We start from the raw sequence: 24,505 nt of genomic DNA, 5'->3' as shown, positions 1-24,505 counted from the left end.
CCCCACCGTCTTGTAGAGACGGGCACGGAACGACCTCGAGCGGAATTGAAGGGCCGGCATGCCTAACCTCAAGGACCTAAAGAACCGGATCGCGAGCGTCCAGTCGACGCGCAAGATCACCTCGGCCATGAAGATGGTCGCGGCCTCCAAGCTGCGCCGCGCTCAGGAGCAGGCGGAAGCCAGCGGTCCCTACGCGGAGCGTATGGGCCGCATGCTGTCGTCGCTGGCCGCCAACGTGCAGGACAGCGGCAACGGCCCGAAGCTGATGACCGGAACGGGCGCCGATCAGGTGCATCTGCTGGTCGTCATCAGCTCCGACCGCGGTCTGTGCGGCGCCTTCAACGGCTCCATCGTCCGCGAGGCCAAGCGCCAGATCGTCCGCCTGCAGGGCGAGGGCAAGACCGTGAAGCTGCTGACCGTCGGCCGCAAGGGCCGCGACCAGCTGAAGCGCGAGTTCGCCTCCCTGATCGTCGAGAGCTACGAGGATGTCGGCCGCCGCCGGCTCGGCTTCAGCGACGCCGACATGGTGGCGACGAAGGTGCTGTCGATGTTCGACGCCGGCGAGTTCGACGTCTGCTCGGTCATCTTCAACAAGTTCAAGTCGGCGATCTCGCAGGTCGTCACGGTTCAGCAGCTCATCCCCTTCGCCGTCGCCACCGAGGCCGCCGAGGCCGCCGGCGCTGACGCCAAGGCGATGTACGAGTTCGAGCCGGACGAGGAGCAGATCCTCGCCGAACTGCTGCCGCGCAACCTGTCCATCCAGATCTACCGCGCCCTCCTGGAGAGCGCCGCGTCCGAACAGGGCGCCCGGATGACCGCGATGGACAACGCGACGCGCAACGCCGGCGACATGATCAACAAGCTGACGATCACCTACAACCGGACGCGCCAGGCCTACATCACCAAGGAGCTGATCGAAATCATCTCCGGTGCCGAGGCCCTGTAACGGCCGCATCCGACACGTAGCGTCCAGCCTATTTGCGCCGGCGACGGCATACCGACACTTACCGAGTTCCTAGGGAGCTTTACTCCATGGCCACCACCAATTCTGTCGGCAAGATCACGCAGGTCACGGGCGCCGTCGTGGACGTGCAGTTCGACGGCGACCTGCCGGCGATCCTGAACGCGCTGCACACCCAGAACGACGGCAAGACCCTCGTTCTGGAAGTGGCGCAGCACCTGGGCGAGAGCACGGTCCGCACCATCGCCATGGACAGCACCGACGGTCTGGTGCGTGGCGCCGAGGTGACCGACACCGGCGCTCCGATCGCCGTGCCGGTCGGCCCTGAGACCCTGGGCCGAATCATCAACGTCATCGGCGAGCCGATCGACGAGCGCGGCGCGGTCAACGCCGCCCGCTCGCTGCCGATCCACCGTCAGGCCCCGGACTTCGTCGACCAGTCGACGGACGCCGAAGTGCTGATCACCGGCATCAAGGTCATCGACCTGCTGGCTCCCTACGCCAAGGGCGGCAAGATCGGCCTGTTCGGCGGCGCCGGCGTCGGCAAGACCGTGACGATCATGGAGCTGATCAACAACGTCGCCAAGGCGCACGGCGGCGTGTCGGTGTTCGCCGGCGTGGGCGAGCGTACCCGTGAGGGCAACGACCTCTACCACGAGATGATCGAGTCGGGCGTCATCAAGCTCGACGGTCCGGGCTCCAAGGTGGCCCTGGTGTACGGCCAGATGAACGAGCCGCCGGGTGCCCGCGCCCGCGTCGCGCTGAGCGGCCTGACGCTCGCGGAATACTTCCGCGACGAGGAAGGCCAGGACGTGCTGTTCTTCGTGGACAACATCTTCCGCTTCACCCAGGCCGGTTCGGAAGTGTCGGCTCTGCTGGGCCGCATCCCGTCGGCGGTGGGTTACCAGCCGACGCTGGGCACCGACATGGGCGCCCTGCAGGAGCGCATCACCTCGACGAAGAAGGGTTCGATCACCTCGGTGCAGGCCATTTACGTGCCCGCCGACGATCTGACCGACCCGGCCCCGGCCGCTTCCTTCGCCCACCTGGACGCCACCACGGTGCTGTCGCGCTCGATCGCCGAAATGGCCATCTTCCCGGCCGTGGACCCGCTCGACTCGACCAGCCGCATCCTCGACCCGCGCGTCGTCGGTGAGGAGCACTACCAGGTCGCCCGTTCGGTGCAGAAGGTTCTGCAGACCTACAAGTCGCTGCAGGACATCATCGCCATCCTGGGCATGGACGAGCTGTCGGAAGAGGACAAGCTGGTCGTGGCCCGCGCCCGCAAGATCCAGCGCTTCCTGTCGCAGCCGTTCCACGTCGCCGAGGTGTTCACCGGCACGCCGGGCGTGCTGGTCAGCCTGGAAGACACCATCAAGGGCTTCAAGGGCATCGTGAACGGCGACTACGATCACCTGCCGGAGGCCGCCTTCTACATGGTCGGTACCATCGACGAGGCGATCGCCAAGGCCAAGAAGCTGGCCGCCGCCTGATCCCCATCCGGGATTGCGGCATTCCGACCCGGCTCCATCGGCCCTGAGAAGGGGCATGAGAAAGCCGGGCGGAAATCGACATCAGCACACCCCCTCCCCCCGTCATCGGGGGAGGGGGTTCCTATGAAGAGGCACCAGGAAACCCATGGCCGATAAAGTCGAATTCGAGCTGGTCTCGCCGGAAAAGCTGCTGAAGTCGCAGCCCGTGGACATGGTCGTGGTGCCGGGTTCGGAAGGCGATTTCGGCGTGCTCGCCGGTCATTCGCCGATGATCTCGACCGTGCGTCCGGGTGTCATCGACGTCTATGAGGGCGACCGCGTGGTCGACCGCGTCTTCGTCGCCGGCGGCTTCGCCGAGGTCACCGAGGCCCGCTGCACCGTGCTGGCCGAGGAAGCGGTGGCGCTGACCGATCTGGACCGCGCCGCGGTCGAGAAGCAGATCAAGGATCTGTCCGAGGACGTGGACGACAGCAAGTCGGACGCCGAGCGCGCTGCCGCCGAGTCCAAGCTGGCCGTCGCGCGCGCCAAGCTGGACGCGCTGACCCAGACCTCCGCTCACTGAGCGGAGGCCGTCGGCACGCTTCCCGTCTGTGCGGGATCCTGGAGCCAACGGCATATATCTCTTCGGTCAAACGGGCGGCTTGGGCATCCAGGCCGCCCGTTCGCGTTGCGACTTGGTTGCATCGCGCAAAAGAGCGATTACATTCGAAGGCCTGAACCGTGAACCCCGCCGTACCCGACGGCATAAAGGCGGGGACACGGGAGCGGCGAACCCTTTCCCGATATGAACCGGCCGCAACGGCAGCGCGGCCCAGAACGAGGCGGTAGAGCGGACATGGCGCGTGCGCATTGGCGGATCGACGAGCTTCCCTGGGACCGTTTCGACGCCGGCAAGATCGATCCTGATCTGGTCCCGCTGATCAAGGCGGCGGCCCTGGTGGAATTCAACGCCGACGATTACACCGCCTATCTGTGCAACGTCTTCAAGGACGATCCGGAGTTCCAGGAGGCCGCCCGCGGCTGGGCGATTGAGGAGGTCCAGCATGGCGAGGCGCTGGGCCGCTGGGCCGAGCTGGTCGATCCGACCTTTGATTTCCGCGCGGCGGTCGAGCGCTTCCGCGCCGGCTACCGCGTGCCGATCGACCTCGACGCCTCGGTCCGTGGCTCGCGCACCGGCGAGATGATCGCCCGCTGCATGGTGGAGACCGGCACCAGTTCCTACTACGCCGCCATCGGCGATTCGACTGACGAGCCGGTGCTGAAGGAGATCTGCCGCAACATCGCCGCTGACGAGCTGCGCCACTACAAGATCTTCTACACCTACGCCAAGAAGTATCTGGACCGCGAAGGGCTGAACAAGGTGCAGCGGCTGAAGGTGGCGCTGTCGCGCATCGGCGAGTCGGAGGACGACGAGCTGGCCTATGCCTACTACGCCGCCAACGCCCCGGCCGACGCCGCTTACGAGCACAAGCTCTACAACGCCGCCTACAAGCGCCGCGCCTTCGGCCGCTATCGCCGCAAGCATGTCGACCGCGCCATCGCCATGGTGTTCAAGGCCTGTGGCCTGAAGCCCCACACCCGGCTGTGCAGCGTCGCCTCGCGCGGGGCGTGGTGGTTCATCGACCGTCAGGCCAGGAAGCTGGCGGCGCAGGCGGTCTGACCTGCTCAGGAAAGGTGGCGGCGCCGGTCCCTTTGGAGTAGCCATTGGGGCCCAACCACCCAATGAGGGTTCCGGAGACATGAAGCTCTTCTACAAGGCGGGCGCCTGTTCGCTGTCGCCGCACATCATCCTGCGCGAGGCCGGGCTGCCCTTCGATCTGGTGAAGGTCGATCTCGCGGCCAAGACCCTGGCCGACGGCAGCGACTTCCTTGCGGTGAACCCGAAGGGCCAAGTGCCGGCCCTGGCGTTGGACGAGGGTGGCCTGTTGACCGAAGGGCCGGTGATCGCGCAGTACATCGCGGACAAGGCCCCGGATAGCGGCCTGATCCCGCCGGCCGGCAGCCTGGAGCGCTACCGTGTGCTGGAGTGGCTGAACTTCATCGGGACCGAGTTGCACAAGGGCTGCTCGCCGCTGTTCCGTCCCAACACGCCGGATGCCTACAAGGACATTGCCCGGCAGACGCTGACCGCCAAGTTGGCGGTGCTGAATCAGGGGCTGCAAGGCAAGACCTACTTGACCGGCGAGCGTTTCACGGTGGCCGACGCCTATGCATTCGTCGTGCTGCGCTGGGTCCCGCATCTGGGCGTGGACCTGTCGCCCTTCGCCAATCTGGCCGCCTTCAGCGAGCGCGTCGGCGCCCGTCCGGCGGTACAGGCGGCACTCGCGGCCGAAGCCTAGGGCTGACGACAGCGTCTCTGAACGAGAAAGGCCCCGTCTCGGCGAGAGACGGGGCCTTTTTCTTTTGTCGGCGTCGCGCGGATCAGGCGGCGCTGGGCTTGCGGCGCAGCGGGGTGTTGCCGCCGGGAGTACCGGCGGCGCGCGGCGCCTGCTTGCCGTTGCCCTGGCTGTTGCCGTGCGACACGGCATGCGGAGCCGGGCGGCGGTCGTGGCGGTTCTGGTCGTTGCGGGCGGCGTCCGGACGCGGCGCACCGGCCGGCTTGCCGGGCTTCTGCGGGGTCTTGGCGGCCTGCGGAGCCTTGGCAGGCTGCTGCGCCGCCTTCGGGGCTGCCTTCGGCGCCGCGTTCGCCGGGCGGGTCTGCTGCTGGTTGCGGTTGTTCTGGTTGCGGTTGCTGCCCGGTGCCTTGGGGCGGGGCGGCGGCTTGGAGGAGGCGTGGATCTGCGCCACGTCCACCGCATGGTAGGGGTGGGTGGTGTCGGACGGGATCGGCTGACGGATCGTCTTCTCGATGTCCTTCAGATAGCCGACCTCTTCATGGTCGCAGAAGGACACCGCGCTGCCGTCGGTGCCGGCGCGCGCGGTCCGGCCGATGCGGTGGACGTAGCTTTCCGGCTCGTTCGGCAGGTCGAAGTTGATGACGTGGCTGATGCCGTCGATGTCGATGCCGCGCGCGGCGATGTCGGTCGCCACCAGCGCCCGCAGCTCGCCGGCGCGGAAGCTTTCCAGCGCGCGGACACGGGCCGACTGCGACTTGTCGCCATGGATGGCGTCGGCGGCGATGCCGGCCTTCTTCAGATGGTCGGCGATGCGATCGGCGCCATGCTTGGTGCGGGCGAAGACGATGGTGCGGGCCATCGCGCTGTCTTCCAGCAGGTCGGCCAGCAGACGGCGCTTGTCGCTGCGCTCGACGAAGAGGACGCGCTGGTTGATGCGCTCCACCGTCGTCGACTGCGGCGTCACCTCGATGCGCTCGGCGTCGGTCAGGATGCTGTTGGCGAGGTCCACCACCGCGTCGGGCATGGTGGCGGAGAACAGCAGGGTCTGCCGTTCCTTCGGCAACACCGCCACCACCTTCCGCACGTCGCGGATGAAGCCCATGTCGAGCATGCGGTCGGCCTCGTCGAGGACGAACAGCTCGATGCTGCCGAGATTGACGTGGTTCTGCGCCATCAGGTCGAGCAGGCGGCCGGGGGTGGCGATCAGCACCTCCGTCCCGCGGGCGATGGCGGCGACCTGGGGGCTCTGGCCGACGCCGCCATGGATGACGGTGCGGCGGATCGGCAGATGGCGGCCGTAGGTGGTGAAGCTGTCGCCGATCTGCAGCGCCAGTTCACGCGTCGGGGTCAGGATCAGGGCGCGCGGCGACTTGGCGGCCACGCGCTTCTTGTTCTGGAACAACCGCTGCAGCATCGGCAGCGTGAAGGCGGCGGTCTTGCCGGTGCCGGTCTGGGCGAGGCCCAGCACGTCGCGGCCGGCCAGCAGAAGCGGGATGGCGCCGGCCTGGATCGGCGTGGCCGTGGAGTATCCCTCCTCCGCGACGGCGCGCAGAAGAGGCTCGATCAGGCCGAGGCCGGAAAATTCGGTCATGGAAGCGATGGTCCTGGTCACCAGAATGGGGGCCGCGCCAGGAGGGAGCGGCCGGGCTTGCGCGCTCCGCGGCGGGTTGGCGCGGAGCCGTCGGGCGGCGGGCGATCAGGCGAGCGCAAGTCCTGCGCGGCGCCGGGCGCCGTCCGACCCCGGACAGATAGGGCCGGTGGCTTGATTTGGCAAGCAAACTCGTCGCGCGGCAGGGGTGCGCCTGCCGATTCGGGAGGGTCAAGCGGAGGCTGGACGGGAGGGGAGGGGGCGCGAGCCGGTGTCGCAATCCTGCGGCATATGGTCGCGCCCCGGTGCCGTCCGTCGGCGCTTACGGCTTCTTGATGATGCCGCAGGCGAGGCGGTCGCCGGAGTTGCCGGCCGGTTGGCTGAGGTAATCGTCGGGCTGGGCGTGGATGATGATCGAGGTGCCGCCCTGCTTGAACAGGCCATCGGCGCCGTCGGTCAGGGTCACCATGTGGGTGATCGCCTCGAACCCGGCCTTGCCGGTCTCGTTGGCCCAGATGTTGGGAAGCTCGCCGTAGTGCATGTGCTCGGATTCGAGACCGTGCTTGGAGCCTTGGGCGGCGAAATGACCGCCGGCCGCCTTGAAATCGGGGGTGCAGGCCCCGTTTTCATGGATGTGGATGCCGTGCCAGCCCGGCGGCAGACCTTCCAACTGGCCATGCACCAGGATGCCGTGCGGGAATTTGGTGAAGGTGACGGTGCCCAGCGGTTTGCCCTGGGCATCGGCGATGGCGGCCTGGGCGGCGGGAGCGGGCGCCGGGGCGGCCGGGGCGGACTGCTGGGCGAGAGCGGGAACGGCTGCCAGCGACAGTCCTGCGAGCAGCAGGGCCGGAATCAACGAGGAGCGGAACAAGGTGCGGGGCATTCCGGTGGGTCCTCCATATTGGCCGGCGCGGGTGAGCGGCCGGCAGGGTCGCGACTTCGCGTCGCTGCGAAACCGCTCTGGGATTGCGAACGGTTTTCAGTATGATGGGGGTATCGGCAAGCAAAGACCAGGGTTGGGGTTATGACGTCGCGTCTGGAAGCGTTGTGCATGGAGAAGGGGCTGAAGATGACCGGGCAGCGCCGCGTCATCTCGCAGGTGTTGTCGGAGGCGGATGACCACCCCGACGTCGAGGAGGTGCATCGCCGCGCCGTGCAGATCGACCCGCGCATCTCCATCGCCACCGTCTACCGCACCATGCGTCTGCTGGAAGACGCGCAGGTGATCGAGCGCGTCGATCTGGGCGACGGGCGTGCGCGCTACGAAGAGGCGACGGCCGACCACCACCACCACCTGATCGACACCCGCACCGGCCGGATCATCGAATTCGCCAGTCCGGAGCTGGAGGCGATGAAGGAGCGGATCGCTCACGAGCTCGGCTACAAGATCGTCGGCCACCGGCTGGAAATCTACGGCGTGCCGCTGGACGACGCCGGTGACGGCGCCCGGGATGAGGAGGAGCGTCCATGACCGATCCCCGTTTCTTCGAAGCCAATCAGCCGATTGCCGACGCCATCGCCTGCCGCGATGCGGTGCAGCGCTGCTACTCCGGCCTGTGCCGCTGCGGCCAGCCGGAACGCTATGCGCTGGAGGCGGCGGTGACGGTCTATCGCTATCACCATCCGGAGATCCCGCCGGCCCAGGCGGAGACCATCGTCAGCCATTGGGTGGCGGGGCCGGTTCGGCATTGAGGGGGGCATCGAAGTCGGCGACTGATATGAAAATAGTCCTTGACCGATACCGCATAAAATCCTAGAACCAATCCTGTCAAGGCGACGGGTCCGCCCCTCGGACCTGCCGCCCGACAGCACCAAAGCTCCCCCCTCGCTTCGGTCCGAAAAGGGCCGGCCGGACATTCAAAGGTCCGGCCGGCCCTTTTCGTTTTCGCGTTTCGCCCGCGGCCGGCGCTGCGTCCCGCACGCATCCCGACAACCGGATGGCGGAACGATCCCTCCCGCCGTCACCGAGCGGGAGCCGCAGGAACGCGAAAGGAAAACATCCCCATGTCGACCAGCATCGCCCAGGCTTTCGTCAAGCAGTTCGAGCGCGAGGTCCACGAGGCCTATCAGCGCATGGGATCCAAGCTGCGCAACACGGTGCGCAGCAAGAACAACGTGCAGGGCGCCTCCACCGTCTTCCAGAAGGTGGGCAAGGGCGCCGCCTCCACCAAGTCGCGCCACGGCGCGGTTCCGGTGATGAACCTGGACCACACGCCGGTGGAATGCGCGCTGTACGACTTCTATGCCGGCGACTGGGTCGACCGGCTGGACGAGCTGAAGACCAACATCGACGAGCGCCAGATCATCGCCAATGCCGGCGCCTACGCGTTGGGCCGCAAGACCGACGAGCTGCTGATCGCCGAGCTGAACAAGTCCGTCAACTATGCCGGCAGCGCCGCCGACGGGTTGACCAAGGCGAAGATCCTGGCCGCCTTCGAGATGATGGGCGAGGCCGACGTGCCGGATGACGGCCAGCGCTTCGCCGTCGTCGGCTGGAAGCAGTGGAGCCAGTTGCTGGGCATCGAGGAGTTCGCCAGCTCCGACTATGTCGGCACCGACGAGTTGCCCTGGCGCGGCACCCAGGCCAAGCGCTGGCTCGGCACGCTGTGGCTGCCGCATTGCGCCACGCATTGATTTCGTTGAGAAAAGTTCCGTCGATGCTGTGGCGCGTCTAAGTCACGCCCGGTCCATCGCCGCCCGCGCCCGGTCCAGATGGTCGGGGGCGAGGTGCCCATAGGTGCTCTGCACCTGCTTGATCGAAGTGTGCCCGAGCCACCGGGCGATCTCGTAGAGCGGCACGCCGGCCTGCACCAGCCACGACGCGGCGGTGTGTCGCAGGACGTGGGGCACCACCTCCGGCCCAAGTCCGGCCCGTTCCCGCGCCAGCTTCCACCCTCGCCGAATGTCCTTCACCGGCCCGCCGTGATAGGTGATCACGAAGCCGGTTTCCGACCCGCGCCGGCGGGCCAGCCGCAGGAAGGTCATCAGGCGCCGCGGGATCGGGATCACCGCCCGCCCCTTGGCCGTCCGCTCTCGTCCCGGCGGGTTGAAGTCGATCACGCCGCGCGTCAAGTCGACCTGCGTCCAGCGCAGCGACAGGACAGCCTCCTTCCGCGCTCCGGTGTAGAGCGCGATCAGGATGAAGAGCGGTAGATGCAACCGGCCCCAATCGCCACTCCGCGCGCCCCGCAACAGGGCCGCCACCTCCGACCGGGATAGCCACCGGGTGCGACCGTCCGGGCGCGACGGGATCCACACAGGGACGATGGTGGAGAGGCGGCGCTGTTCCCAATCGTGCTTGATGGCCGCCTTCAGGATGATGAGCTCATTCCCCCAGGCGCCGCGCTTGACCGGCCGGCGGGCCTTCCCGCTCTCCCGCCACGCCCCATACGCCCGGCAGGCGCCCTCGGTGATGTCGTCGGCCGTGCGCTCGCCCCACCACTCCACCAACCGTTCGACCGCGTAGAGGATGCCCTGCGGGTGGGCCGTGGTCGGGGCGTGCTCGCGCACGTAGTCAGTCAGGATGTCCGAGATGGTCCGGGAAGCGGGATCACCTGGGCCTGCGCTCGTGCCGGAGAGGTGCCGCGCAAGCTCGCCCTCAGCTCGGCGACGGTCTCCAGTGCCCGTTGAGCGGACCCGTGCTTTGCCATTTTCGAACCACCGGATGTACCAGACCTGCCGGCGGTCGTCGAAGTGGAGGTGCGGGCCTTTGTTTCGTTTCGGCATGTGCGGCGGTCCGTCAGGTAGGCGCGAACGTCATCAGGGGCGATCAGGTAGCGTCCGGCGACGAGAGTAGCGTTCAGCCGGCCAGCTTTGCACTCGTCCTGCACGAACCGCGACGAACAGCGCATCACGGCGGCCACCTCCAGGGGGGTGGCGAGGTCCGGCAGGTCTTCGATGCGCTTGGGCGCGTCACCCATTCCCCACCTCCCCGCCCTGGCCGGCGGCCTCCACAGAGGCAACTGCTGCCTTGACCGCATCAGCGATGTTGTCCGTGCCGGTGGCGCCCATCAGGTCATCGACAAGCCCCTCGTAGGCATCAGCAACGGCCTTCGCCTCGTCCCGCTCTGCCGTCATTGCGGACAGCGCGGCCCGGTGCTTTGCCGCCCCCCGCATCGCCGCGCGCCACAGCCTTTCGTAGCGAGACGCTGATGTCGCATGGTGCGTCACAGCTTTCTCCGCCCGGTCGGCGCGCTCCGTCTCTCCGGTCAGCCCGATCTGCCAACCGATGCCGGCGACGGCCTGCTCGTGCTCCTCCAGCGTGGCGATGCAATCGGCAAGCGTGTATGTGAGAGGGCCGTCCATGGGGTCGCAGGTCAGCGCGCGCACGACGGCGATCAGGCGCGGCAGATCGGACAGGGCGGCCTCGGCCTGGGTGGCGCGGGCCTCTGCGGCTTCGAGCGCGTCGGATTGCAGCGTCGCGCTGATGCCTTCGGTGGCGTCGTAGTGGGCGGCATCGGTGGCCTGGAGTTTGGCCGTCAGCTCGGCGATCTGCGCCTCCAGCGGTGCGGAGTGCTGGCGGATCGCGGCGGCTATGGATGCGGCAAGCCGGCTTTCGGTGATGATCGTGCCGTCGAAAAGCGATGCTGCCGTTTGGGCCGCCAGTTCTTCCGGCGTCGCGGCGGTGGGGGTGGTGGTCATCGGGCGGGCTCCTGAGGCAGGTCGGGGATAGGATGGCTCTTCATGCCGTCGAGGAACTGCGCGTCAGCTTCCCACCCCTCCCGGCCTTCCCCGGCGGCAGGGGTGGCGGGGAACAGAGGCGCGACGTGTCCGCCATGCGCGCAGACATAGGCGATGGCCTCGTGGCGCAACCAGAACGGCTTATTGCAGCCTTCGCCAGCACCGGCAGTGCCGGTCTCTGCCCACCAAGCCAGAGGTTCGCGGGATGGCGGCGCCTCTTGCGGGGCGGGAGACGGTGCGGCGGTGGGGGCGGCCTCAAGCATGGCCCGCATCACGGAATGGCACACCACGTCATGCGGGATTGCACCCTCATAGGCGATGTACTCGTTACGATAAGCCTCTTCGCCCGCATTCATCATGGCGTCGGTCGGCTCCACCGGCGCCAGCCTCCACCCGGCCGGGGTGGCGGAGAGGGCGCCGAGCAGATGCCGCGCGCCGTCGACCACCTGCAGGCGCTGGTCCCGGTTGGCGGCGTTCCACCATGCGGCGAAGGCGTCGCGGCCCCGACTGTGGGCGGCTTCGGCGGCGGTGATGGTGTCGGAGGGGGTGGAGGCGGGCGGAGTGGCGCGGCGGTTCCAGGCGGCGGCCGCGTCTTCCTTGGTCGCGTGCCCGATGACGCCCTTGTTGTTCAGGCCGCAGGATGGGCAGTTGACGAAGTGAAAGACGTTCTGCGACCAGCCGTGTTCGAGGACGGTGGCGGGGGAATACTTGGTGTCACCGAAGCCGATGCGCTTTTCGGAGCACATGGGGCACGGTAACAGGGCGGCTGTCTCGGTCATGTCGGGTTCCTCAGGCGGCCGGGGTGGTGACGGGAGCGCGCCAGAAGCAGACGTTGTATCCGTCCTCGTCCTGCGCCTTCCAAGCGAGCGTCCAGCCTTCGCCTGGCGCCTCGGGCCACCAGTCGCGGTATTCGTCCTCGTCAAGATCGTCGGCGCGGATCGCCTTGACCTCGTAGCCGGCCTGCTTGATGTGGCCGCTGTGTTCGGCATCCTGAACGACTTCGGGAAGGGCGCCATCAACGCTGCCGTCGTCTTGAACGGGGAAGCCGAAATAGGTTTCGGTGGTGCTGGTGATGATGTGGGTCATGGGTGGTGTCCTTCATGCGGCCTGCGCGTTGGCGCGGCGCGGGGTTGGTCAGGCGGCCATTCCGGCCCGGTGCGCCTCGGCCTCGGCCCTGGCGAGCGTCAGCTCCAGCGCGGGCAGGGTGGGCGTGTCATCGGTGGGGGAGGGGCTGTCGCGCCCCTCGGTGGTCAGGTGATCGAAGCGATGCCGGGCGGCGTGGCGGCGGGCAGCGCGGATCAGGCGGGAGGGGCGCATTTACGCGGCCTCCTGCTCTGCCTGATTGGCGATGGCCTCCAGTTCGCGCCACCGGGCGGCGATCAGCACCTTCTTCGCCGTGGCGGTGCCTAGCGCCATCTCGGCGCCGGCCGGCCCCTTCCACCACTCGTTCAGCTTGGCGATGCCCTGCTTGGCTGCGTCCAGCGCCTCAGCATAGGCGGTGTCGGCTGCGGTGGCGGTGTCGGCCTGCTGCTGGTTGGTCGGGCCGGTCGCACCCTTGTCCTTCTCATCCTGCTCCAGGCGCTCGCGCTCGGCGTCGGCGGCTTTGGCGATGCTGGCGAAGTTCTCGGTCTTCGGTTTCAGGTGCGCGCGGTCTTCACGGCTCAGGCCGGACCAGAACGCGCGGAACGCCTCCGATCCTCCTTCGGCCGCCGCGGCGGCGTCCGCCTCCAGCTTGCGGTGTTCCGGCCGGCGCAGATCGGCGCCGCCGAGCCACGCGATCAACCGCTTGCCCATTTCCTCCGTCATCACCTCGCCAGCGGCGAACACCTCGCGCAGCGGGCCGGGGCACTTGCCGGCCGGCGCGGCGACGGTGAACCGGCCGTCGCCCAGCATGTGGCCCATGACGGTCATGTCGTAGCGCAGGCTCTTTTCCTGCACCGGCACGACCGGGCCGGGGATCAACTTCTTCCGGCCGTCGATCACCTCCTCCACCAACGGCTGCTTGGCCCGGCTGCACAGGATGATGTGCATGTCCGATGACAGCAGCCGGCGGGTCATCTTGCCGAGACGGCGCTTGGGCTTTGCCCACTTCGCCATGTCGTTCTTTTCGTTGGCGTTCTCGACCATATCCAGCACGCCGCCCTCGGCAATCCATGAATGGCTGATGCTGTCGATCACCAGCACGTTGATGCCGGCGGCTTCGATCTCGTTCAGGGCCTCGACGTAGCGCTCCGGCGTGAACGGGGCGGAGAGGCTGGCGTAGAGGTAGCCGCCGGGGATGTGATCCACGTAGGCGCGCCCACGCTGGCCGCCTTCGGTATCCAGAAGCATCCTCTTGCGCGGATCGGGCTCCATTCCGGCAGCCAGCCGCAGTGCTGAAAACGTCTTCCCGGACTCAGAGAGGCCATACAGGGAGATCAGAAACCGCATCCCTTGGCGGCTTGCGGGTTCGATATTGAGAATTGGCATTACGCTTTCTCCGCTTGCTTCGTGTTCGGCCAGCGATGGCCGTGAATGATTTGCGCGATGCAGGCCTTGGTGACGCCGTATCGCTGCGCTATGGGGTCGATGGAGCCTTTGCGGAGCCGGACGCCTCCGGAGCTTTTCGGCAGGCCTGCGGCGAGCGCGCGGATCTCGGAAACCTCCGCATCGGTCAAGACAGACCGGCCATTCCGCGATCCGAAATTCTCCGTCCCATGAGCCTTCTTGTCGGCGGCGTTCTCCACCGGGGTCGCCCACCTCAAGTTCTCCGGCCGGTTGTCTTTCGGGTTTCCGTTCCGGTGGGCGGCCTGCATATCCGAGCGCGGCGGCTCACCATGGAATGCGGCGCAGACCAGCCGGTGCACCCATTGCTTTTTCGGCTTCTCTCCGTCCCTGTAGAGAACGAGGCCGAGATGCCCGAACCTCCCTGGCGACGGCTTCCTTGGCTCGCCGCCGACACGACGGATGCTTCCGAGGCTGCCGGCCTCATATTCCGGCCAGCCCGGTATCGGCCTCCACTCCTCGTTCATTTTCAGTCCTTGGCGGGGGCCTGGGCGGCCATGGCGACCGCCTGCATGGGGTTGTTCGGGCGCACGGCGCGGCGGAACTCGCCTGCGGCCTCGCGCTCCTCGAAATCGCGCATCATCCAGCCCGGCAGATCGAGGGTCAGCGGCTCGGGCGTGTAGCCGGGCCAGATGCCGGATGCGGTGCAGGCGGCGAAGGTGTCGATCGCATGCCGGGCCATGACGCGGCCGACGTGGAGCATCGCGGCCGAGGAGCGGAAGGCGGAGACCAGATACGGCGCCTTGGTGGACTGCACGATCCACAGCCACTCGCACGTCTCATTGGCCAGCAGCTCGTGCGCATCCAGGTAGACGGCGGCCTGGACGTGATGCAGGCAGTCCTTCAGGCGCTTCTGGAACTCGGCTGGCTTGGCGCTGCCCGACGTCTTGAAGTCGATGATCTGGCGCGGCTTCACATAGTCGGGCCGGGCCTTCATCTCGACGCCGGTTTCCGGGTCGGCCCAGCGATAGGTGCGCTCGGCCACACCACCGGTGAACAGGTCGCCGACTTCGGCCTTCAGCATGCGCTGCATGGCGTGGATCACCTCGGCCTGCGCCTCCAGCAGCGGCACCTTGCCGGCGTCCAGGGCGGCGTCGCGGGCGGCCTGGGCGGCCTTGGTCCGGAAGTCGTCGGCGGCGATGACGGCGACCACCTCGTCCCACTTCTCCGGCTCCAGGGTCATCGTGTGCGCTGCGGTGCCCATCCACGATGCCGGGCCGCCTTCGTCGGCAGCGGCGTCCTGCTCGTGGCGGAAGATGGCCGGACACTCGTCCAGGATGGTCTTGCAGCCGGACGCGGACAGGGCGTCCATCGCGTGATACTGGCTGGCCGGCACGTCGTCATGGATGCCGTGCGGGAGCGGGATACGGTTGATCGCGTTCATGCTTCGGATCCTCAGTAGGAAATGCGGACGTTGGGCACATTGCCCTTGGCGATGGCTTCGACAGCGGTACGGGCGGCGCCTTCCGACAGGCCGGCGGCGACGAAGGCCTCCAGCGCAGCGCGGTTGATGCTGGCGCGGTGCGCCTTGTCCGCCTCGCGTCGGCGGGCGGCCTCTTCGTCGGCGCGCTGCTGGGCTTCGATGCGCTCGCGCTCCAGGCGGGCGGCTTCCTCAGCCTGCCGCTGGGCGCGCTGCTCGGCGGCCTTGCGCGCCTCCTCCGCCCGGCGCTCGGCTTCGACGCGGTCGCGCTCGGCCTTCTCTTCCGCCTCCTTCGCGCGCTGCTCGGCCGCCAGCCGGTCCCGCTCAGCCTGGGCCGCGCGCTCCTCCGCCTCGGCCCGTTCCCGCTCGACCCGCTGGCGCTCACGCTCGGCAGCCTCTTCCTTCTCGCGGGCCTCGCGTTCGATCCGCTCACGCTCGGCAGCGGCGCGGCGCTCGACCTCCTCGGCTTGCAGGCGGGCCTTCTCCTCTGCCTCGCGCCGGGCCTGCTCGGCGGCGCGCTCCTCACGCTCCTTCGCCTCGCGCTCGATCCGCTCGGCTTTTTCGCGGGCGGCACGCTCGGCCGCTTCCTGGCGCAGGCGTTCCAACTCGGCGCGCTCGGCGTCGCGCTGCTGGCTCTCCTGCAGCATCGCCTCCAGTTTGGCGACGGTATCGGCCTTGGCGTCTTCGGCGCGCTTGGCGAACTCCTGGAACCCGCTGGTGTCGATGGCCCGCGCCTCCTCCAGGCGTGCGGCAATGGCGTCGGTGCCCGTCACCGCGCCGTCCATGCTCAGGCAGGTGATGGCGTGGATGCGATCCTCATGCGCCTTGATCCTGGCCGCCTCGGCCGCCTCGAACTCGTCCAGCGGCTTGCGCACCTCGTCCCGCAGCTTGTCCAGCCGGTCGCGGACAGTGCGGCGGTCGGCGTCGATGGCGCTCGCCTGGGCCTTGATGTCGGCGACCAGCGCCTTACCCATATCGTCCAGCGCCGTCTTGCTGCGGGCGACCTTGTAGGCCAGCGACGCGACTTCCTTGCGGCCCTTTGCGGTGCTGATGTCGAGATCCTTGGCGGAGGCGCGAACGTCGGTCTCCAGCTTTTCGAGGATCGCGTCCACTCCGCCGGGGGCGAAGACATGGGTGGGGACGAGGGCCGTCATGTCCAGGGTGGCGACGGCGGTGGACGGCTGTTCGATGGTGTCAGTGGTCATGGTGGTTTCTTGTCCTTGAAGGGGTGGGTGGCGGCTCACTCCGCCGCGATGCCAAATCCATGGCCGCCGGACCGCGCCCACTCGCGCCGATCCTCAGCCGCCATCTCGGCGCGCATCTCCGCCGCATGGTCGCGGGCGGCACGCTCTTCCTCGATGCCGATGCGCTGCAGCTGCGCCTCCAGGCGATCGGTCCGCAGCACGTCCGGGAAGCGAACCCAGCCGTTGCCGGACGGCCCGCCGATCTCGACCTCGATGCTGTAGACCTCGAAGAGTTCGGCCTCGTCCGGCTCCATCTGCAGGCCGCATTCACGACGGCCGCGGATCGGGCCGTGGTAGATGCCGCTGAACCGAACGGCGAAGTCCTCGCCATCGTCTTCCCCGCCGAAGGACAGGGGTAGGGATGTGGAGATCCACTTCATGGTCAAACTCCCAAAGCGAGGACGACAAAGCCCACGACGATCAGGCCGAGCCCGAACGCGGCGGAGTGGAGCAGGTCGCGGAGGAGGGGCTTCATGCCGGCACCACCCGGCCCAGATCGCAGCGCTCACGGACGCCCATGAGCCAGACGCCGGCCGCATCGCCGACCAGCGACGCCTTGCTGGCGGTGACGGTCTCGACGCGGCGGCCGAAGATGGTCCGGACGGTGACGGGGGTGCCGGGCGGGGTGTCGGCATTCCAGCGCTCGACGGCGCGCTCCAGGTGGGTGCGGGAGTGGCGCATCGGTTAGGCCTCCGCCTTGGCAGGCTTGGCGCGCTCCGGCTCGCTGTACCCGAGCGCCAACATCACGGCGCGGGTGACGGGCTCGAAGCCCGACGTGCGATACTTCTGCTTCTTCGGATCCAGAGCGTCGAAGACCTCGCGGTCGGCGTCGCTGTCGAGGCGCAGGCGGTAGGCCTTGTGCGCCACATCAGAAACCAGATCAGGCGTTACGGTCAGATCGGCGACCGGCAGCAGGGAGACGCGCTGTTGGAACACGGTATCGATGTTCACGCCGCGCGCGTCGTCGGGCTCCATCTCCACGAAGGCGCCGATGCGCAACTCTCCGTCGATGGTGATGGCGCCAATGATGGCGGCGGTTCCGGTGGCGTAGGTCTTTGCCATTGTGTCTCTCCATCAGCTTGCCTCAGCCGCCACGCAGCGGCTCAGGGAAGCGCCCGGACTGCTCCGGGCGGCGGGGTTAGGCGGCGGGAGACAGGCTGCGCGGGCGGGCGGGCGTCCACTCGTATTCGTGCCAGCCGGTCGGCTTCCAAGTGCGGGTCTTGTATTCGGAGGCGTCGCGGATTTCGGCCAGCCCGGCATCCACTGCCGCAGCGTGAAGTTCGGTCTCGATTTTCACGATGTGATGGGCCTGATAGTTCAGGTCGTTCGTGAACTTCTCGCGCTGCTTCGGCGTGGAATTGGCGTAGCTCAGGCTGGCGCCACGCTCCTGAATTTTCGCGTATTTCCGATGTTCATCGCGGAGGCGCTTGGCGATTTCCAGAATGCGTTCGGCGTCGGCCAATTTGCTGAGCATCTCATCCTCTCCAGAAAACCCGCCGGACCCTTGGGGCAGGCCCGGCGGCAGTGGTGCCAGCCGCGGGGAATGTGTGGCGGCTGGTGAGGGAATATCACCACAGTGGTGATGGAGTGGTCAAGAGGAAAAATCACCAATGTGGTGATGTGCAGCCGATGATTGCCGACCGATAATGCGGTTGCGCTAAAGTGGTAGCGTTCTCGCTGGGATTGGGGGATGCGATGGGCTGGAAGGTGCTGGCGTGCGTGGCGGTGTTGGGGCTGGGTGCTTGTGCGCCGATTGAGAAGCGCGCGGACATCACCACGCCGACTGCCGGCCCACAGGTCGCGGGCGTCGGGGACGTGATGGTGCGCTTCAACGTCACCGAGAACCTTCCGAACGCCTTTGGTGCTTCGGACATCTTCGGCGGGCGGCGCGACCGCGGCTTTGTTGAACTGCGCTATGCCGGAATGCTGCCTGACGGGCGGGTCGTGCTTCACCGAAAAGATGTGGAAATCATGACCAACGAGACCACGATGTCTCGGTCAGGCATCGGCTTCGCCACGACCAACGCGCAGGTGAGCCGATATGCCGGAGGCGCGTCAGCAGTCGGGACGACCGTCTACACCGAGCCGACCCAGGCGACAGTTATCCCGCTCCCGGCTGATGCGCGAGAGATCGTCATCGACCTTCGGCAAGGCCGCAAGCTGCCAATCCAAGGAGAGATGATCGAGATTGCCGACGCTCAGCCGACCATGATCCGCTACACCCTGATTGGCCGGCAGGATCCGAAATGACCGACAACCTCCCCGCCCGCGTCGCCGCCCTGGAGTTGCTGGTCGAGCAGCTGATCCTAGAGAGCGTCCAGCAGGCCGACAGCCCGCGCGATGCTGTCCGGGCGGCGCTTGGCGGCATGACCAGGCTGGCGATGCAGCGCGACGACGTGCCCATGGAGGCCATAGGCGCTGGGGCCGACATCCTGGCGCGGGTGATGAATAGGTTGGGGGAGGGGTGATGGGGCTGCTCGGAAGCAGGCCGCCCAATATTGAGTTGGCGGTGTTTGAACTCACTAAAGCTGTGATCCGCATGGAGACAGTAGTGAACCACTTGATCGAAAAGACTTATGGGCCAAGCCCGGCACTTCTTGGCGCGGACCCGGAAAAGCAGCGGCAACTCCAAGAACTTTTTCAGGTGAGGGAGGATATTTTAAGCGCGCTCAACGCGATCACGGGGCAACAGCATGGCGGCTGAGGCATCCACACCCCCGCGTGTCGTGGACGCGGCCGTATTGAAACGGATCGCCGAGAATGGCGCGAAGGACGCCCTTGCCAAGCATGGTGGTGGCCCCCATGATCCCGGTATGGATGAGCGCGTCATCAGGCTTGAGGAGTGGGCGAAGCATTCGGACCAACGCATGGGCCGGATGGAGGGCGCGCTTGAGCGCATTGAGAGCAGGCTGGACCGCATCGACCTGCGGCTGGCCGAACTGCCGACAAAGCGCGATCTGACGAACAATACCTTCGCCGGCCTCGGCATCGGTCTGGCGCTGATGGCGCTCATCATTGGCGGCATCATCGGCGGGCTCAGCTACATCAAGCCGGACAGCCCAGCGCCAACGCCTCCGCCCCCTGTTACGATCACAGCCCCGCCTCCGCAGATCATTTATATGCAGCCACCGACCCCGCAGGTCCAGCAACCCGCTGCACCGAAACAGTGACCGGTCCGCGATAGCACGACAGCCCGCCCGCCACCCGGCCGGCGGGCTTTCTTGTGCCTGGGCGCGACAAGTCGCCGCACCACTACGTTGCAATTCGTCACTTCCGCGTGTCGGGGCTGTAACGGCGGAAACCTAAGAATTCCAAGGCGTTCTTCGCAAGCGACATACTGCATTATGCAACCTATTGCAGCAATATCACGAGGTCCGCACTATCCTTTCGTGACCCATTCGGATAGGATGCGCGCCTCTGCCGATCCCTGAAGGGGTGGGCGGAGATGCGTGTTGGAAGCACGCAGAGCACAGGGATTGGTCCCCCGTCGTAGCAACCGCGCCCCGAACAGTTACAGGTTCACGGCGCACACGTCCGCCCGATGCCGAGCACGGCACCGGACGTTATTGCACGAGACGAGACCAGTGACCATCAACGCGCATATCAGGGTATGCCCCTATCACCGCGACCCTTCCGGGCCAACGCCGGCAGCGATCCCAGCAACTTGAGCTTGACTTTTTAGAAAAACGCGAACCGTGCGGTTCAGCCGCAACCTACCCGGTTGCGAGCTTGTTCACGGTGTGTTCTTCTCTTTGGGGCATGAGAACGATGGTTACGGAGCGAATGGTGGAAGGCGACGGTGCGCGCAGGATGGAGGCGATCTATGACCGGCTCAGCGACGATGATCGTCGTCGTCTTCTTGAGGCTGCTCGCGAACTCGCTGCGCAGCAAGGAGGTCCAGTGCCAACTCCTCCAGGCGCCGCTTCCGCTCGTCGTCCAGAGAATTGAAGATCTCGAAGAACCGGTCCTTGTCGCCGGCTGCCGCTGCCTTCACCGGCGCGCCGGGCATCAGCTCCCACGGCTCCACGCCGAGCGCAGGGGCTATCAAAGCCATCCAGTGGTCGGATAGCCGCCGCTCGCCGCGCTCAAGGCGGCTCATCTGCTGGGGGGACGAGTTCACCGCATCGGCCAGCGACTGAAGCGATAACCCGCGAGCCTCCCGCAATTCCTTGATGCGGTTCGGGTGTTTCATCACCACGGATTTCACCGCAGCGGTGAAACTAAAGCTATCACCACATAGGTGATTTCCGGTGATGAGGGGCTTGACGCCGATATCACCACTGTGGTGATATGTGTGCATGAAGCTCGCATCCTTTCTCGAAAATCGCCGGATCACCCTCGCCCAAATGGGGGCGCTCCTGGGCGTGTCTGCCGAAGCCGTGCGCCGATACAAGGACGGGCTTCGGTACCCTGAACCCGACATCATGGCCCGCCTGCGCGAGGTCACCCGCGGGAAAGTCTCCGAAAAGGACTTTCACGAGGTGGCCATGCAGTTGGCGGCTCGCCGTGCAGAGCGCCGCGCATCCCGCCGCGCCCCCGCCGAAGCGAGGGCGTCGTGAAGCCCTGCCGCTGCCCGTGCGGGCTGGCCGTGGAGCTGCGCGCCGTCGCTGCTCCCGGCTGCTTCCATAGCGTCTGCGACCACTGCACCGCGGCCTGCAACGCTGCGGCCCGGATGCGGCTGGAACTGGCCTGCGCGGAACTGAGCGGTCGGAGCACCAGCCCGGCGGCCACTGCGTTCGCTGCCCTGGCGGAGACGCGGGACGCCTACGTGGTCCGCGTGCCGATCCCCCAAACCTGAACCCAGACAAAGCAAGAGCCGGCCCCGCTTCCCAACGCTGGCCGGCTCTCGCGAACTGCTACAGAGGATCAAGATATGCGCTTCAGGCACGATAAATACCCCATTCCTTGCGCCCGCGTCCATGGCGCAATGGGCGCAGACGCCTCCCACCTTCGCGCCTCAACCGGGGCTGCCCATCAGAGCGCACAGCGGCCGGCTGTGGAGTTCGCGATCCTCAATGCCGGCGGCGACCGTGCGGCAGTAGCTGGCGCGCTCCAGGTTGCCGACCTCCTCGTATTCCGCGGCCTCTCGCAGGAACCATGCGGCTCGGGCGAGACCGTTCGGCGGGCATCGTTTGGTGATCATCGGTCAGCCCCAGGTTTCGCGCACGACGCGGATCAGGCCCTCAGCCTCCGGTTCCTGGCCGGTCATCTGGCCAAGGAGTTCCAGCGTCGCGGTGACGGTCGCCACCAGCACCAGAATATCCGGACGGGGGGCTGACCGATGCTGTTCAGAAGTGTTTCTCATGGCGAACAGTCTGCGCCGGATGCGCGCGTCGGACGTACCCGTAAGTCGTGGAAGAGCCTGACTTCCCGCGGTCGCGAAATTACCGTCAACGGCGCAAAAGCCGCATGCAAGATCGCGGGCGCCATCCGCGATCACTTCCAGGCCAAGCACAAGGCCAAGGCCGCCGAGCACGTCGCCGCGGAATACGGCGCGACCGCCCGTCAGGCCCGCCGCTGGTTCGTGACCGGCCCGACGCTGCCGACCTTCGGCCTGATGCTGGAGCGGGAAGGCCCGTCGCTGTGGGAGCGGCTGTCCGCGGCGTTCGTCGCCCCCAAGACGGACCGCCCGCGCCGCTTCCGTTGGCGGAGGGCTGCGTGATGGCCGCCCCTCGCAACGCCGAAAAGATCGCGATCACCGACGAGAAGATCCCGCTCCGCACCCGCGTCCGCGTGGTGTTCGAGGAGGGGATGACGATCACCGATCTGGCGCGCAAGACCAAGGCCGAGGTCGCCGATGTCAAGGCGGCGGTCAAGTCGCTGCGCAAGAGCGGGATCATCCGGGTCGAAGTCCCGCACAACAAGCCCGGCGACGCGCTGCGCAGCGAATTCGCCGGCCCCACCGTGACGGCAAGCACGAAGGCCAATTTCCGCCGGGCGGTCTCGGACGACATGGCCGCGCAGATCGCCGCCTTCCCGGCCGCGAAGATCACGAAGCTCCCGCCCGGCGGCTACCAGTCCAGCTTCGCGCAGCTGCTCGGCTCCAAAGCGGCGTGGGTGTGACCATGACCTGCACCATCACCCTCACCATGCCGGCCCCGCCGAGCGTCAACAACCTGTTCAAAAACCTCGGCCGGCGTGGGCGCGCCCCGACCCCGGCCTATGAGGACTGGAAGCGGGTCGCCGGCTGGCAGGTCAAGGCCCAGCGTCCGCAGCCGATCAGCGGCCCTATCGCCGTGACCATCGTCCACGGCAAGCGCCGGGCCGACCTCGACAACCTCAACAAGGCCCCGCTCGACCTGCTGGTCAGCCTGGGCCTGATCGACGACGACGCCTTCGTTCGCGAGCTGCACTGCAGCTTTGGTGAGGTCGATGGCTGCCGCGTCACGATCAAGCAGATGGAGACAGCATGAGCACCGACGTTGCCGGCATCGCTGCCGACCGCCTCCGTTCCTTCGTGGAGCGGGTCGAGCGTCTCGAAAGCGAGATCGCCGATCTGAACACGGACAAGGCCGAGGTCTATCAGGAGGCCAAGGCCCAGGGCTTCGACGTGCCGGCCCTGAAGGCGCTGATTTCCGAACGCCGCAAGCGCGGCAAGAACCCGGCCAAGTTCGAAGAGGCGGTGACGATCCTCGATCTGTACCGGGATGCCGTCGATGGTGGCGCGCTGGTTGCTACGCGTGCACGCATGAGCCACGAGGCGGAGGGCCGGGCATGAGCGCCGGCACCGTCTCGGCAGCCGGCCGCGCGATCTACTGCGCAGACGGCAAGATGGCGGCCCGCATCCGCCGGCTAATCGTCACCGACCTGCGCCGCTGCTCTGCCCTTCGCTGGCGGATCGAGATCGGGATGCCGGCGCTGCTGCTCTACACGCCGGTCGCCCTGGTCGGCGGTCACCCGGACAGCACCGGAGAGCAGCGGGAGTGGGCAGGGCCGGAGCTGGCGCGGCTGAAGGAGGCCTGCAACGCCCCGTTCCTCGACCTGTCCGACAAGGATCACGAGATCGCCCGCCGCCTGTCCGTGCAGGTCGCCAACTACGCCATGGGCGCCGCCGCGGAGCATCGGGAGCGCACCAGCATCTGGATCGCGCTGACGACGCTCTACTGGCTGGAGCGCATGCTCGACGTGGACCCTGATCTGCTGATCGAGAACGGCCCGCTCCACCACGCCGTCTATGCCCTGCTGGAGCGCGCCAACAAGTTCCCCGACCTGCGCGAGACCTTCGAGGCGTCGGCCCGCAAGGCGTCGGCGCGCCTCGGTCGGGCCTTCACCGAATTGGAACTGTACCGCGATGGCGAGGGGCTGTTTGCCCGCCGCCAGCCGGTGCCGGCCATGGCCGCGGAGTAAACCGGCTGTGAACGACAACGCGCGCCGCATCCTCTGGAAGCTGCCCCTCCAGTCCAACGAGAAGCTGGTGCTCCGTCGCATGTCGGATGAAGCCGACAGCATCGGCGGCGGCATCTGCCTCGCCGTGGCGGAGCTGGCGGCCGACTGCGGCATGAAGGAGCGCAACGTCCAGTACATCGTGAAGAAGCTGCTCGACCTCGGCGTCCTGCTGCTGACCGACAACGTCGGCGGCGGACGCGGCAAGGCCCGGACCTACTGCATCGACATCCGCCGGTGCCAGGAACTGGCCGAAGAAGAAAAGGGTGCAAAGGGTGCAAACAGTGCAGTGGATTGCACCCTTTCTGACCCCGAAAAGGGTGCAAACGATGCAACGGACTGCACCGTTTCTCCGCGCCATATAGAAGATAAATATAAATACCTACCTACTGATGAAGTTAAGCGAAGCGAAGAGGGCGCGCGGGCAATCAGCCCTGGCGTGGAGGTGATCCGGGCATTCGACGCCGAACGGATCGCAGCCTACGGCGAGCACCAGGCCCGAGCGTATCCGGCCGGCACCGACCGCGTGTTCGCCGACCGCTGGCTTGCTTCCGGTGCCGACCCCGAACTCTGCCGAGCCGTCTTCGCTGGCGCCATGCGCCGCTACGCCGCCGCCGGCCGAAAACCACCCGACACGCTGAGCTACTTCGACCGCGCCATCGCCGATGCCGTCGCGACCAAGAACGCTCCGCCGACCGAAGGAACCGCCCATGTCCGACAAGCCCAAGCCCAGCAACATCGTCCCGCTGCCCGGTCGTACGGCGAAGACCCTGACGCCCGCCGCCGCGGCATCCTCGACGCCTTGGCTCACCGCGTGGAACCCTGCGGAACCGCTTCCTGAAGGCGCCGCCGAGCA

General features: G+C 67.2%; 37 protein-coding genes and 1 pseudogene. 20 read left to right on the top strand and 18 right to left on the bottom strand.

What is annotated here, in order from left to right; all coding sequences use genetic code 11:
• Nucleotides 1–58 precede the first annotated feature (58 nt).
• The 5 genes from M5E06_RS10580 to gstA all read left to right on the top strand — a co-directional run bounded on the left by M5E06_RS10580 (nt 59) and on the right by gstA (nt 4,793).
• Entirely contained in the window at nt 59–946 is an 888-nt protein-coding gene (locus M5E06_RS10580; protein ID WP_252138136.1) for a F0F1 ATP synthase subunit gamma, read from the top strand.
• A gap of 86 nt (nt 947–1,032) precedes the next feature.
• Nucleotides 1,033–2,454 carry a F0F1 ATP synthase subunit beta gene (gene atpD / locus M5E06_RS10575; protein ID WP_252138135.1) on the top strand — a complete coding sequence of 474 codons (1,422 nt, stop codon included), beginning with the start codon at nt 1,033–1,035 and terminating at the stop codon, nt 2,452–2,454.
• A gap of 145 nt (nt 2,455–2,599) precedes the next feature.
• Nucleotides 2,600–3,016 (top strand): F0F1 ATP synthase subunit epsilon, encoded by a 417-nt coding sequence (locus M5E06_RS10570; RefSeq protein ID WP_109152220.1) that lies wholly within the window; start codon nt 2,600–2,602, stop codon nt 3,014–3,016.
• Nucleotides 3,017–3,289: 273 nt separating this feature from the next.
• The gene (locus tag M5E06_RS10565) at nt 3,290–4,114 is read left to right on the top strand and encodes an acyl-ACP desaturase (protein WP_252138134.1); all 825 of its coding nucleotides are present in this window, start codon (nt 3,290–3,292) and stop codon (nt 4,112–4,114) included.
• Between the two features lie 79 nt (nt 4,115–4,193).
• Nucleotides 4,194–4,793 (top strand): glutathione transferase GstA, encoded by a 600-nt coding sequence (gene gstA / locus M5E06_RS10560; protein WP_252138133.1) that lies wholly within the window; start codon nt 4,194–4,196, stop codon nt 4,791–4,793.
• 82 nt (nt 4,794–4,875) lie between these two features.
• Here the strand turns inward: gstA and M5E06_RS10555 are convergent, their stop codons facing one another.
• Together M5E06_RS10555 and M5E06_RS10550 are read right to left on the bottom strand one after the other, a co-directional pair.
• A complete protein-coding gene (locus M5E06_RS10555) occupies nt 4,876–6,381 on the bottom strand; it encodes a DEAD/DEAH box helicase (RefSeq protein WP_252138132.1) in 1,506 nt (501 codons plus the stop codon).
• 319 nt (nt 6,382–6,700) lie between these two features.
• Entirely contained in the window at nt 6,701–7,261 is a 561-nt protein-coding gene (locus tag M5E06_RS10550) for a superoxide dismutase family protein (protein WP_252138131.1), read from the bottom strand.
• Between the two features lie 141 nt (nt 7,262–7,402).
• Here M5E06_RS10550 and M5E06_RS10545 point away from each other — a divergent pair, with 141 nt between their 5' ends.
• The 3 genes and pseudogenes from M5E06_RS10545 to M5E06_RS10535 form a co-directional block, all read left to right on the top strand.
• Entirely contained in the window at nt 7,403–7,849 is a 447-nt protein-coding gene (locus tag M5E06_RS10545; RefSeq protein WP_109152217.1) for a Fur family transcriptional regulator, read from the top strand.
• Nucleotides 7,846–8,070: a hypothetical protein gene (locus M5E06_RS10540; protein WP_252138130.1), complete on the top strand. Its 225-nt coding sequence runs from the start codon at nt 7,846–7,848 to the stop codon at nt 8,068–8,070. Before M5E06_RS10545 ends, M5E06_RS10540 begins: the two co-directional genes overlap by 4 nt.
• A 312-nt stretch (nt 8,071–8,382) precedes the next feature.
• Nucleotides 8,383–8,997: pseudogene (locus M5E06_RS10535) on the top strand (phage capsid protein); the annotation flags it as partial.
• 57 nt (nt 8,998–9,054) lie between these two features.
• On the opposite strand, the gene M5E06_RS10530 reads toward M5E06_RS10535, so the two are convergent.
• The 14 genes from M5E06_RS10530 to M5E06_RS10465 form a co-directional block, all read right to left on the bottom strand.
• Nucleotides 9,055–9,888, bottom strand: coding sequence for a tyrosine-type recombinase/integrase (locus M5E06_RS10530; protein WP_252138129.1), 834 nt, complete (start codon nt 9,886–9,888; stop codon nt 9,055–9,057).
• 8 nt (nt 9,889–9,896) lie between these two features.
• Entirely contained in the window at nt 9,897–10,298 is a 402-nt protein-coding gene (locus tag M5E06_RS10525) for a helix-turn-helix domain-containing protein (RefSeq protein ID WP_252138128.1), read from the bottom strand.
• Nucleotides 10,291–11,019: a hypothetical protein gene (locus tag M5E06_RS10520; RefSeq protein WP_252138127.1), complete on the bottom strand. Its 729-nt coding sequence runs from the start codon at nt 11,017–11,019 to the stop codon at nt 10,291–10,293. The genes M5E06_RS10525 and M5E06_RS10520 overlap by 8 nt, the downstream gene beginning before the upstream one ends.
• Nucleotides 11,016–11,837 (bottom strand): Lar family restriction alleviation protein, encoded by an 822-nt coding sequence (locus M5E06_RS10515; RefSeq protein WP_252138126.1) that lies wholly within the window; start codon nt 11,835–11,837, stop codon nt 11,016–11,018. Before M5E06_RS10515 ends, M5E06_RS10520 begins: the two co-directional genes overlap by 4 nt.
• Nucleotides 11,838–11,847: 10 nt before the next feature.
• Nucleotides 11,848–12,144: a hypothetical protein gene (locus M5E06_RS10510; RefSeq protein WP_252138125.1), complete on the bottom strand. Its 297-nt coding sequence runs from the start codon at nt 12,142–12,144 to the stop codon at nt 11,848–11,850.
• A gap of 48 nt (nt 12,145–12,192) precedes the next feature.
• Nucleotides 12,193–12,375, bottom strand: a complete 183-nt coding sequence (locus M5E06_RS10505) for a hypothetical protein (protein WP_252138124.1) — start codon at nt 12,373–12,375, stop codon at nt 12,193–12,195.
• Nucleotides 12,376–13,488, bottom strand: a complete 1,113-nt coding sequence (locus tag M5E06_RS10500) for an AAA family ATPase (protein ID WP_252138540.1) — start codon at nt 13,486–13,488, stop codon at nt 12,376–12,378.
• Nucleotides 13,489–13,526: 38 nt separating this feature from the next.
• Nucleotides 13,527–14,069: an HNH endonuclease gene (locus tag M5E06_RS10495; protein WP_252138123.1), complete on the bottom strand. Its 543-nt coding sequence runs from the start codon at nt 14,067–14,069 to the stop codon at nt 13,527–13,529.
• Nucleotides 14,070–14,071: 2 nt separating this feature from the next.
• Nucleotides 14,072–14,986, bottom strand: coding sequence for a PD-(D/E)XK nuclease-like domain-containing protein (locus M5E06_RS10490; protein WP_252138122.1), 915 nt, complete (start codon nt 14,984–14,986; stop codon nt 14,072–14,074).
• Between the two features lie 11 nt (nt 14,987–14,997).
• Entirely contained in the window at nt 14,998–16,227 is a 1,230-nt protein-coding gene (locus M5E06_RS10485) for a hypothetical protein (RefSeq protein ID WP_252138121.1), read from the bottom strand.
• Nucleotides 16,228–16,262: 35 nt separating this feature from the next.
• A complete protein-coding gene (locus tag M5E06_RS10480; protein ID WP_252138120.1) occupies nt 16,263–16,646 on the bottom strand; it encodes a hypothetical protein in 384 nt (127 codons plus the stop codon).
• Nucleotides 16,647–16,737: 91 nt separating this feature from the next.
• The gene (locus M5E06_RS10475) at nt 16,738–16,947 is read right to left on the bottom strand and encodes a hypothetical protein (protein ID WP_252138119.1); all 210 of its coding nucleotides are present in this window, start codon (nt 16,945–16,947) and stop codon (nt 16,738–16,740) included.
• Between the two features lie 3 nt (nt 16,948–16,950).
• On the bottom strand, nt 16,951–17,328 hold the full coding sequence (locus M5E06_RS10470; RefSeq protein WP_252138118.1) for a hypothetical protein: 378 nt from the start codon (nt 17,326–17,328) through the stop codon (nt 16,951–16,953).
• Between the two features lie 76 nt (nt 17,329–17,404).
• Nucleotides 17,405–17,740, bottom strand: a complete 336-nt coding sequence (locus tag M5E06_RS10465; RefSeq protein ID WP_252138117.1) for a hypothetical protein — start codon at nt 17,738–17,740, stop codon at nt 17,405–17,407.
• Between the two features lie 221 nt (nt 17,741–17,961).
• On the opposite strand from M5E06_RS10465, the gene M5E06_RS10460 reads away from it, so the two are divergent.
• Genes M5E06_RS10460 through M5E06_RS10445 form a run of 4 tightly spaced genes read left to right on the top strand, consistent with a single transcriptional unit; the run spans nt 17,962 to nt 19,436 of the window.
• Complete coding sequence (locus M5E06_RS10460; protein ID WP_252138116.1) at nt 17,962–18,516, top strand: hypothetical protein; 555 nt, start codon at nt 17,962–17,964, stop codon at nt 18,514–18,516.
• A complete protein-coding gene (locus M5E06_RS10455; protein WP_252138115.1) occupies nt 18,513–18,734 on the top strand; it encodes a hypothetical protein in 222 nt (73 codons plus the stop codon). Before M5E06_RS10460 ends, M5E06_RS10455 begins: the two co-directional genes overlap by 4 nt.
• Nucleotides 18,734–18,970: a hypothetical protein gene (locus tag M5E06_RS10450; protein ID WP_252138114.1), complete on the top strand. Its 237-nt coding sequence runs from the start codon at nt 18,734–18,736 to the stop codon at nt 18,968–18,970. The genes M5E06_RS10455 and M5E06_RS10450 overlap by 1 nt, the downstream gene beginning before the upstream one ends.
• Nucleotides 18,971–19,007: 37 nt before the next feature.
• A complete protein-coding gene (locus tag M5E06_RS10445) occupies nt 19,008–19,436 on the top strand; it encodes a hypothetical protein (protein ID WP_252138113.1) in 429 nt (142 codons plus the stop codon).
• 662 nt (nt 19,437–20,098) lie between these two features.
• Here the strand turns inward: M5E06_RS10445 and M5E06_RS10440 are convergent.
• Nucleotides 20,099–20,566, bottom strand: coding sequence for a helix-turn-helix domain-containing protein (locus M5E06_RS10440; protein ID WP_252138112.1), 468 nt, complete (start codon nt 20,564–20,566; stop codon nt 20,099–20,101).
• Between M5E06_RS10440 and M5E06_RS10435 the strand changes: the two genes are divergently transcribed.
• On the top strand, nt 20,565–20,825 hold the full coding sequence (locus M5E06_RS10435) for a hypothetical protein (RefSeq protein WP_252138111.1): 261 nt from the start codon (nt 20,565–20,567) through the stop codon (nt 20,823–20,825). The two genes, M5E06_RS10440 and M5E06_RS10435, sit on opposite strands and share 2 nt — an antisense overlap.
• Nucleotides 20,822–21,064, top strand: a complete 243-nt coding sequence (locus M5E06_RS10430) for a hypothetical protein (protein ID WP_252138110.1) — start codon at nt 20,822–20,824, stop codon at nt 21,062–21,064. Before M5E06_RS10435 ends, M5E06_RS10430 begins: the two co-directional genes overlap by 4 nt.
• Before the next feature lie 159 nt (nt 21,065–21,223).
• On the opposite strand, the gene M5E06_RS10425 is transcribed toward M5E06_RS10430, so the two are convergent.
• Entirely contained in the window at nt 21,224–21,409 is a 186-nt protein-coding gene (locus M5E06_RS10425; protein ID WP_252138109.1) for a hypothetical protein, read from the bottom strand.
• Between the two features lie 138 nt (nt 21,410–21,547).
• Here M5E06_RS10425 and M5E06_RS10420 point away from each other — a divergent pair, with 138 nt between their 5' ends.
• Genes M5E06_RS10420 through M5E06_RS10395 form a run of 6 tightly spaced genes read left to right on the top strand, consistent with a single transcriptional unit; the run spans nt 21,548 to nt 24,490 of the window.
• Nucleotides 21,548–21,928 (top strand): hypothetical protein, encoded by a 381-nt coding sequence (locus M5E06_RS10420; RefSeq protein ID WP_252138108.1) that lies wholly within the window; start codon nt 21,548–21,550, stop codon nt 21,926–21,928.
• Entirely contained in the window at nt 21,928–22,329 is a 402-nt protein-coding gene (locus M5E06_RS10415; RefSeq protein WP_252138107.1) for a hypothetical protein, read from the top strand. Before M5E06_RS10420 ends, M5E06_RS10415 begins: the two co-directional genes overlap by 1 nt.
• A gap of 2 nt (nt 22,330–22,331) precedes the next feature.
• Nucleotides 22,332–22,679, top strand: a complete 348-nt coding sequence (locus M5E06_RS10410) for a RusA family crossover junction endodeoxyribonuclease (protein WP_252138106.1) — start codon at nt 22,332–22,334, stop codon at nt 22,677–22,679.
• Nucleotides 22,676–22,984 (top strand): DUF2312 domain-containing protein, encoded by a 309-nt coding sequence (locus M5E06_RS10405; protein ID WP_252138105.1) that lies wholly within the window; start codon nt 22,676–22,678, stop codon nt 22,982–22,984. Before M5E06_RS10410 ends, M5E06_RS10405 begins: the two co-directional genes overlap by 4 nt.
• A complete protein-coding gene (locus M5E06_RS10400) occupies nt 22,981–23,613 on the top strand; it encodes a hypothetical protein (RefSeq protein WP_252138104.1) in 633 nt (210 codons plus the stop codon). The genes M5E06_RS10405 and M5E06_RS10400 overlap by 4 nt, the downstream gene beginning before the upstream one ends.
• A 7-nt stretch (nt 23,614–23,620) precedes the next feature.
• Nucleotides 23,621–24,490 (top strand): hypothetical protein, encoded by an 870-nt coding sequence (locus tag M5E06_RS10395; protein ID WP_252138103.1) that lies wholly within the window; start codon nt 23,621–23,623, stop codon nt 24,488–24,490.
• Nucleotides 24,491–24,505 lie beyond the last annotated feature (15 nt).

This window comes from Azospirillum sp. A1-3 (assembly GCF_023806445.1).
Lineage (GTDB): Bacteria > Pseudomonadota > Alphaproteobacteria > Azospirillales > Azospirillaceae > Azospirillum.
This window is presented reverse-complemented; position numbering and strand designations above follow the sequence as displayed.

Excerpts from the sequence above, each read along its gene's own strand:
- M5E06_RS10580 (WP_252138136.1), top strand. The coding sequence starts at position 59 with ATGCCTAACCTCAAGGACCTAAAGAACCGGATCGCGAGCGTCCAGTCG.
- atpD (WP_252138135.1), top strand. The coding sequence starts at position 1,033 with ATGGCCACCACCAATTCTGTCGGCAAGATCACGCAGGTCACGGGCGCC.
- M5E06_RS10570 (WP_109152220.1), top strand. The coding sequence starts at position 2,600 with ATGGCCGATAAAGTCGAATTCGAGCTGGTCTCGCCGGAAAAGCTGCTG.
- M5E06_RS10565 (WP_252138134.1), top strand. The coding sequence starts at position 3,290 with ATGGCGCGTGCGCATTGGCGGATCGACGAGCTTCCCTGGGACCGTTTC.
- gstA (WP_252138133.1), top strand. The coding sequence starts at position 4,194 with ATGAAGCTCTTCTACAAGGCGGGCGCCTGTTCGCTGTCGCCGCACATC.
- M5E06_RS10555 (WP_252138132.1), bottom strand. The coding sequence starts at position 6,381 with ATGACCGAATTTTCCGGCCTCGGCCTGATCGAGCCTCTTCTGCGCGCC.
- M5E06_RS10550 (WP_252138131.1), bottom strand. The coding sequence starts at position 7,261 with ATGCCCCGCACCTTGTTCCGCTCCTCGTTGATTCCGGCCCTGCTGCTC.
- M5E06_RS10545 (WP_109152217.1), top strand. The coding sequence starts at position 7,403 with ATGACGTCGCGTCTGGAAGCGTTGTGCATGGAGAAGGGGCTGAAGATG.
- M5E06_RS10540 (WP_252138130.1), top strand. The coding sequence starts at position 7,846 with ATGACCGATCCCCGTTTCTTCGAAGCCAATCAGCCGATTGCCGACGCC.
- M5E06_RS10525 (WP_252138128.1), bottom strand. The coding sequence starts at position 10,298 with ATGGGTGACGCGCCCAAGCGCATCGAAGACCTGCCGGACCTCGCCACC.
- M5E06_RS10520 (WP_252138127.1), bottom strand. The coding sequence starts at position 11,019 with ATGACCACCACCCCCACCGCCGCGACGCCGGAAGAACTGGCGGCCCAA.
- M5E06_RS10515 (WP_252138126.1), bottom strand. The coding sequence starts at position 11,837 with ATGACCGAGACAGCCGCCCTGTTACCGTGCCCCATGTGCTCCGAAAAG.
- M5E06_RS10510 (WP_252138125.1), bottom strand. The coding sequence starts at position 12,144 with ATGACCCACATCATCACCAGCACCACCGAAACCTATTTCGGCTTCCCC.
- M5E06_RS10505 (WP_252138124.1), bottom strand. The coding sequence starts at position 12,375 with ATGCGCCCCTCCCGCCTGATCCGCGCTGCCCGCCGCCACGCCGCCCGG.
- M5E06_RS10500 (WP_252138540.1), bottom strand. The coding sequence starts at position 13,488 with ATGCGGTTTCTGATCTCCCTGTATGGCCTCTCTGAGTCCGGGAAGACG.
- M5E06_RS10495 (WP_252138123.1), bottom strand. The coding sequence starts at position 14,069 with ATGAACGAGGAGTGGAGGCCGATACCGGGCTGGCCGGAATATGAGGCC.
- M5E06_RS10490 (WP_252138122.1), bottom strand. The coding sequence starts at position 14,986 with ATGAACGCGATCAACCGTATCCCGCTCCCGCACGGCATCCATGACGAC.
- M5E06_RS10485 (WP_252138121.1), bottom strand. The coding sequence starts at position 16,227 with ATGACCACTGACACCATCGAACAGCCGTCCACCGCCGTCGCCACCCTG.
- M5E06_RS10480 (WP_252138120.1), bottom strand. The coding sequence starts at position 16,646 with ATGAAGTGGATCTCCACATCCCTACCCCTGTCCTTCGGCGGGGAAGAC.
- M5E06_RS10475 (WP_252138119.1), bottom strand. The coding sequence starts at position 16,947 with ATGCGCCACTCCCGCACCCACCTGGAGCGCGCCGTCGAGCGCTGGAAT.
- M5E06_RS10470 (WP_252138118.1), bottom strand. The coding sequence starts at position 17,328 with ATGGCAAAGACCTACGCCACCGGAACCGCCGCCATCATTGGCGCCATC.
- M5E06_RS10465 (WP_252138117.1), bottom strand. The coding sequence starts at position 17,740 with ATGCTCAGCAAATTGGCCGACGCCGAACGCATTCTGGAAATCGCCAAG.
- M5E06_RS10460 (WP_252138116.1), top strand. The coding sequence starts at position 17,962 with ATGGGCTGGAAGGTGCTGGCGTGCGTGGCGGTGTTGGGGCTGGGTGCT.
- M5E06_RS10455 (WP_252138115.1), top strand. The coding sequence starts at position 18,513 with ATGACCGACAACCTCCCCGCCCGCGTCGCCGCCCTGGAGTTGCTGGTC.
- M5E06_RS10450 (WP_252138114.1), top strand. The coding sequence starts at position 18,734 with ATGGGGCTGCTCGGAAGCAGGCCGCCCAATATTGAGTTGGCGGTGTTT.
- M5E06_RS10435 (WP_252138111.1), top strand. The coding sequence starts at position 20,565 with ATGAAGCTCGCATCCTTTCTCGAAAATCGCCGGATCACCCTCGCCCAA.
- M5E06_RS10440 (WP_252138112.1), bottom strand. The coding sequence starts at position 20,566 with ATGCACACATATCACCACAGTGGTGATATCGGCGTCAAGCCCCTCATC.
- M5E06_RS10425 (WP_252138109.1), bottom strand. The coding sequence starts at position 21,409 with ATGATCACCAAACGATGCCCGCCGAACGGTCTCGCCCGAGCCGCATGG.
- M5E06_RS10420 (WP_252138108.1), top strand. The coding sequence starts at position 21,548 with ATGCTGTTCAGAAGTGTTTCTCATGGCGAACAGTCTGCGCCGGATGCG.
- M5E06_RS10415 (WP_252138107.1), top strand. The coding sequence starts at position 21,928 with ATGGCCGCCCCTCGCAACGCCGAAAAGATCGCGATCACCGACGAGAAG.
- M5E06_RS10410 (WP_252138106.1), top strand. The coding sequence starts at position 22,332 with ATGACCTGCACCATCACCCTCACCATGCCGGCCCCGCCGAGCGTCAAC.
- M5E06_RS10405 (WP_252138105.1), top strand. The coding sequence starts at position 22,676 with ATGAGCACCGACGTTGCCGGCATCGCTGCCGACCGCCTCCGTTCCTTC.
- M5E06_RS10400 (WP_252138104.1), top strand. The coding sequence starts at position 22,981 with ATGAGCGCCGGCACCGTCTCGGCAGCCGGCCGCGCGATCTACTGCGCA.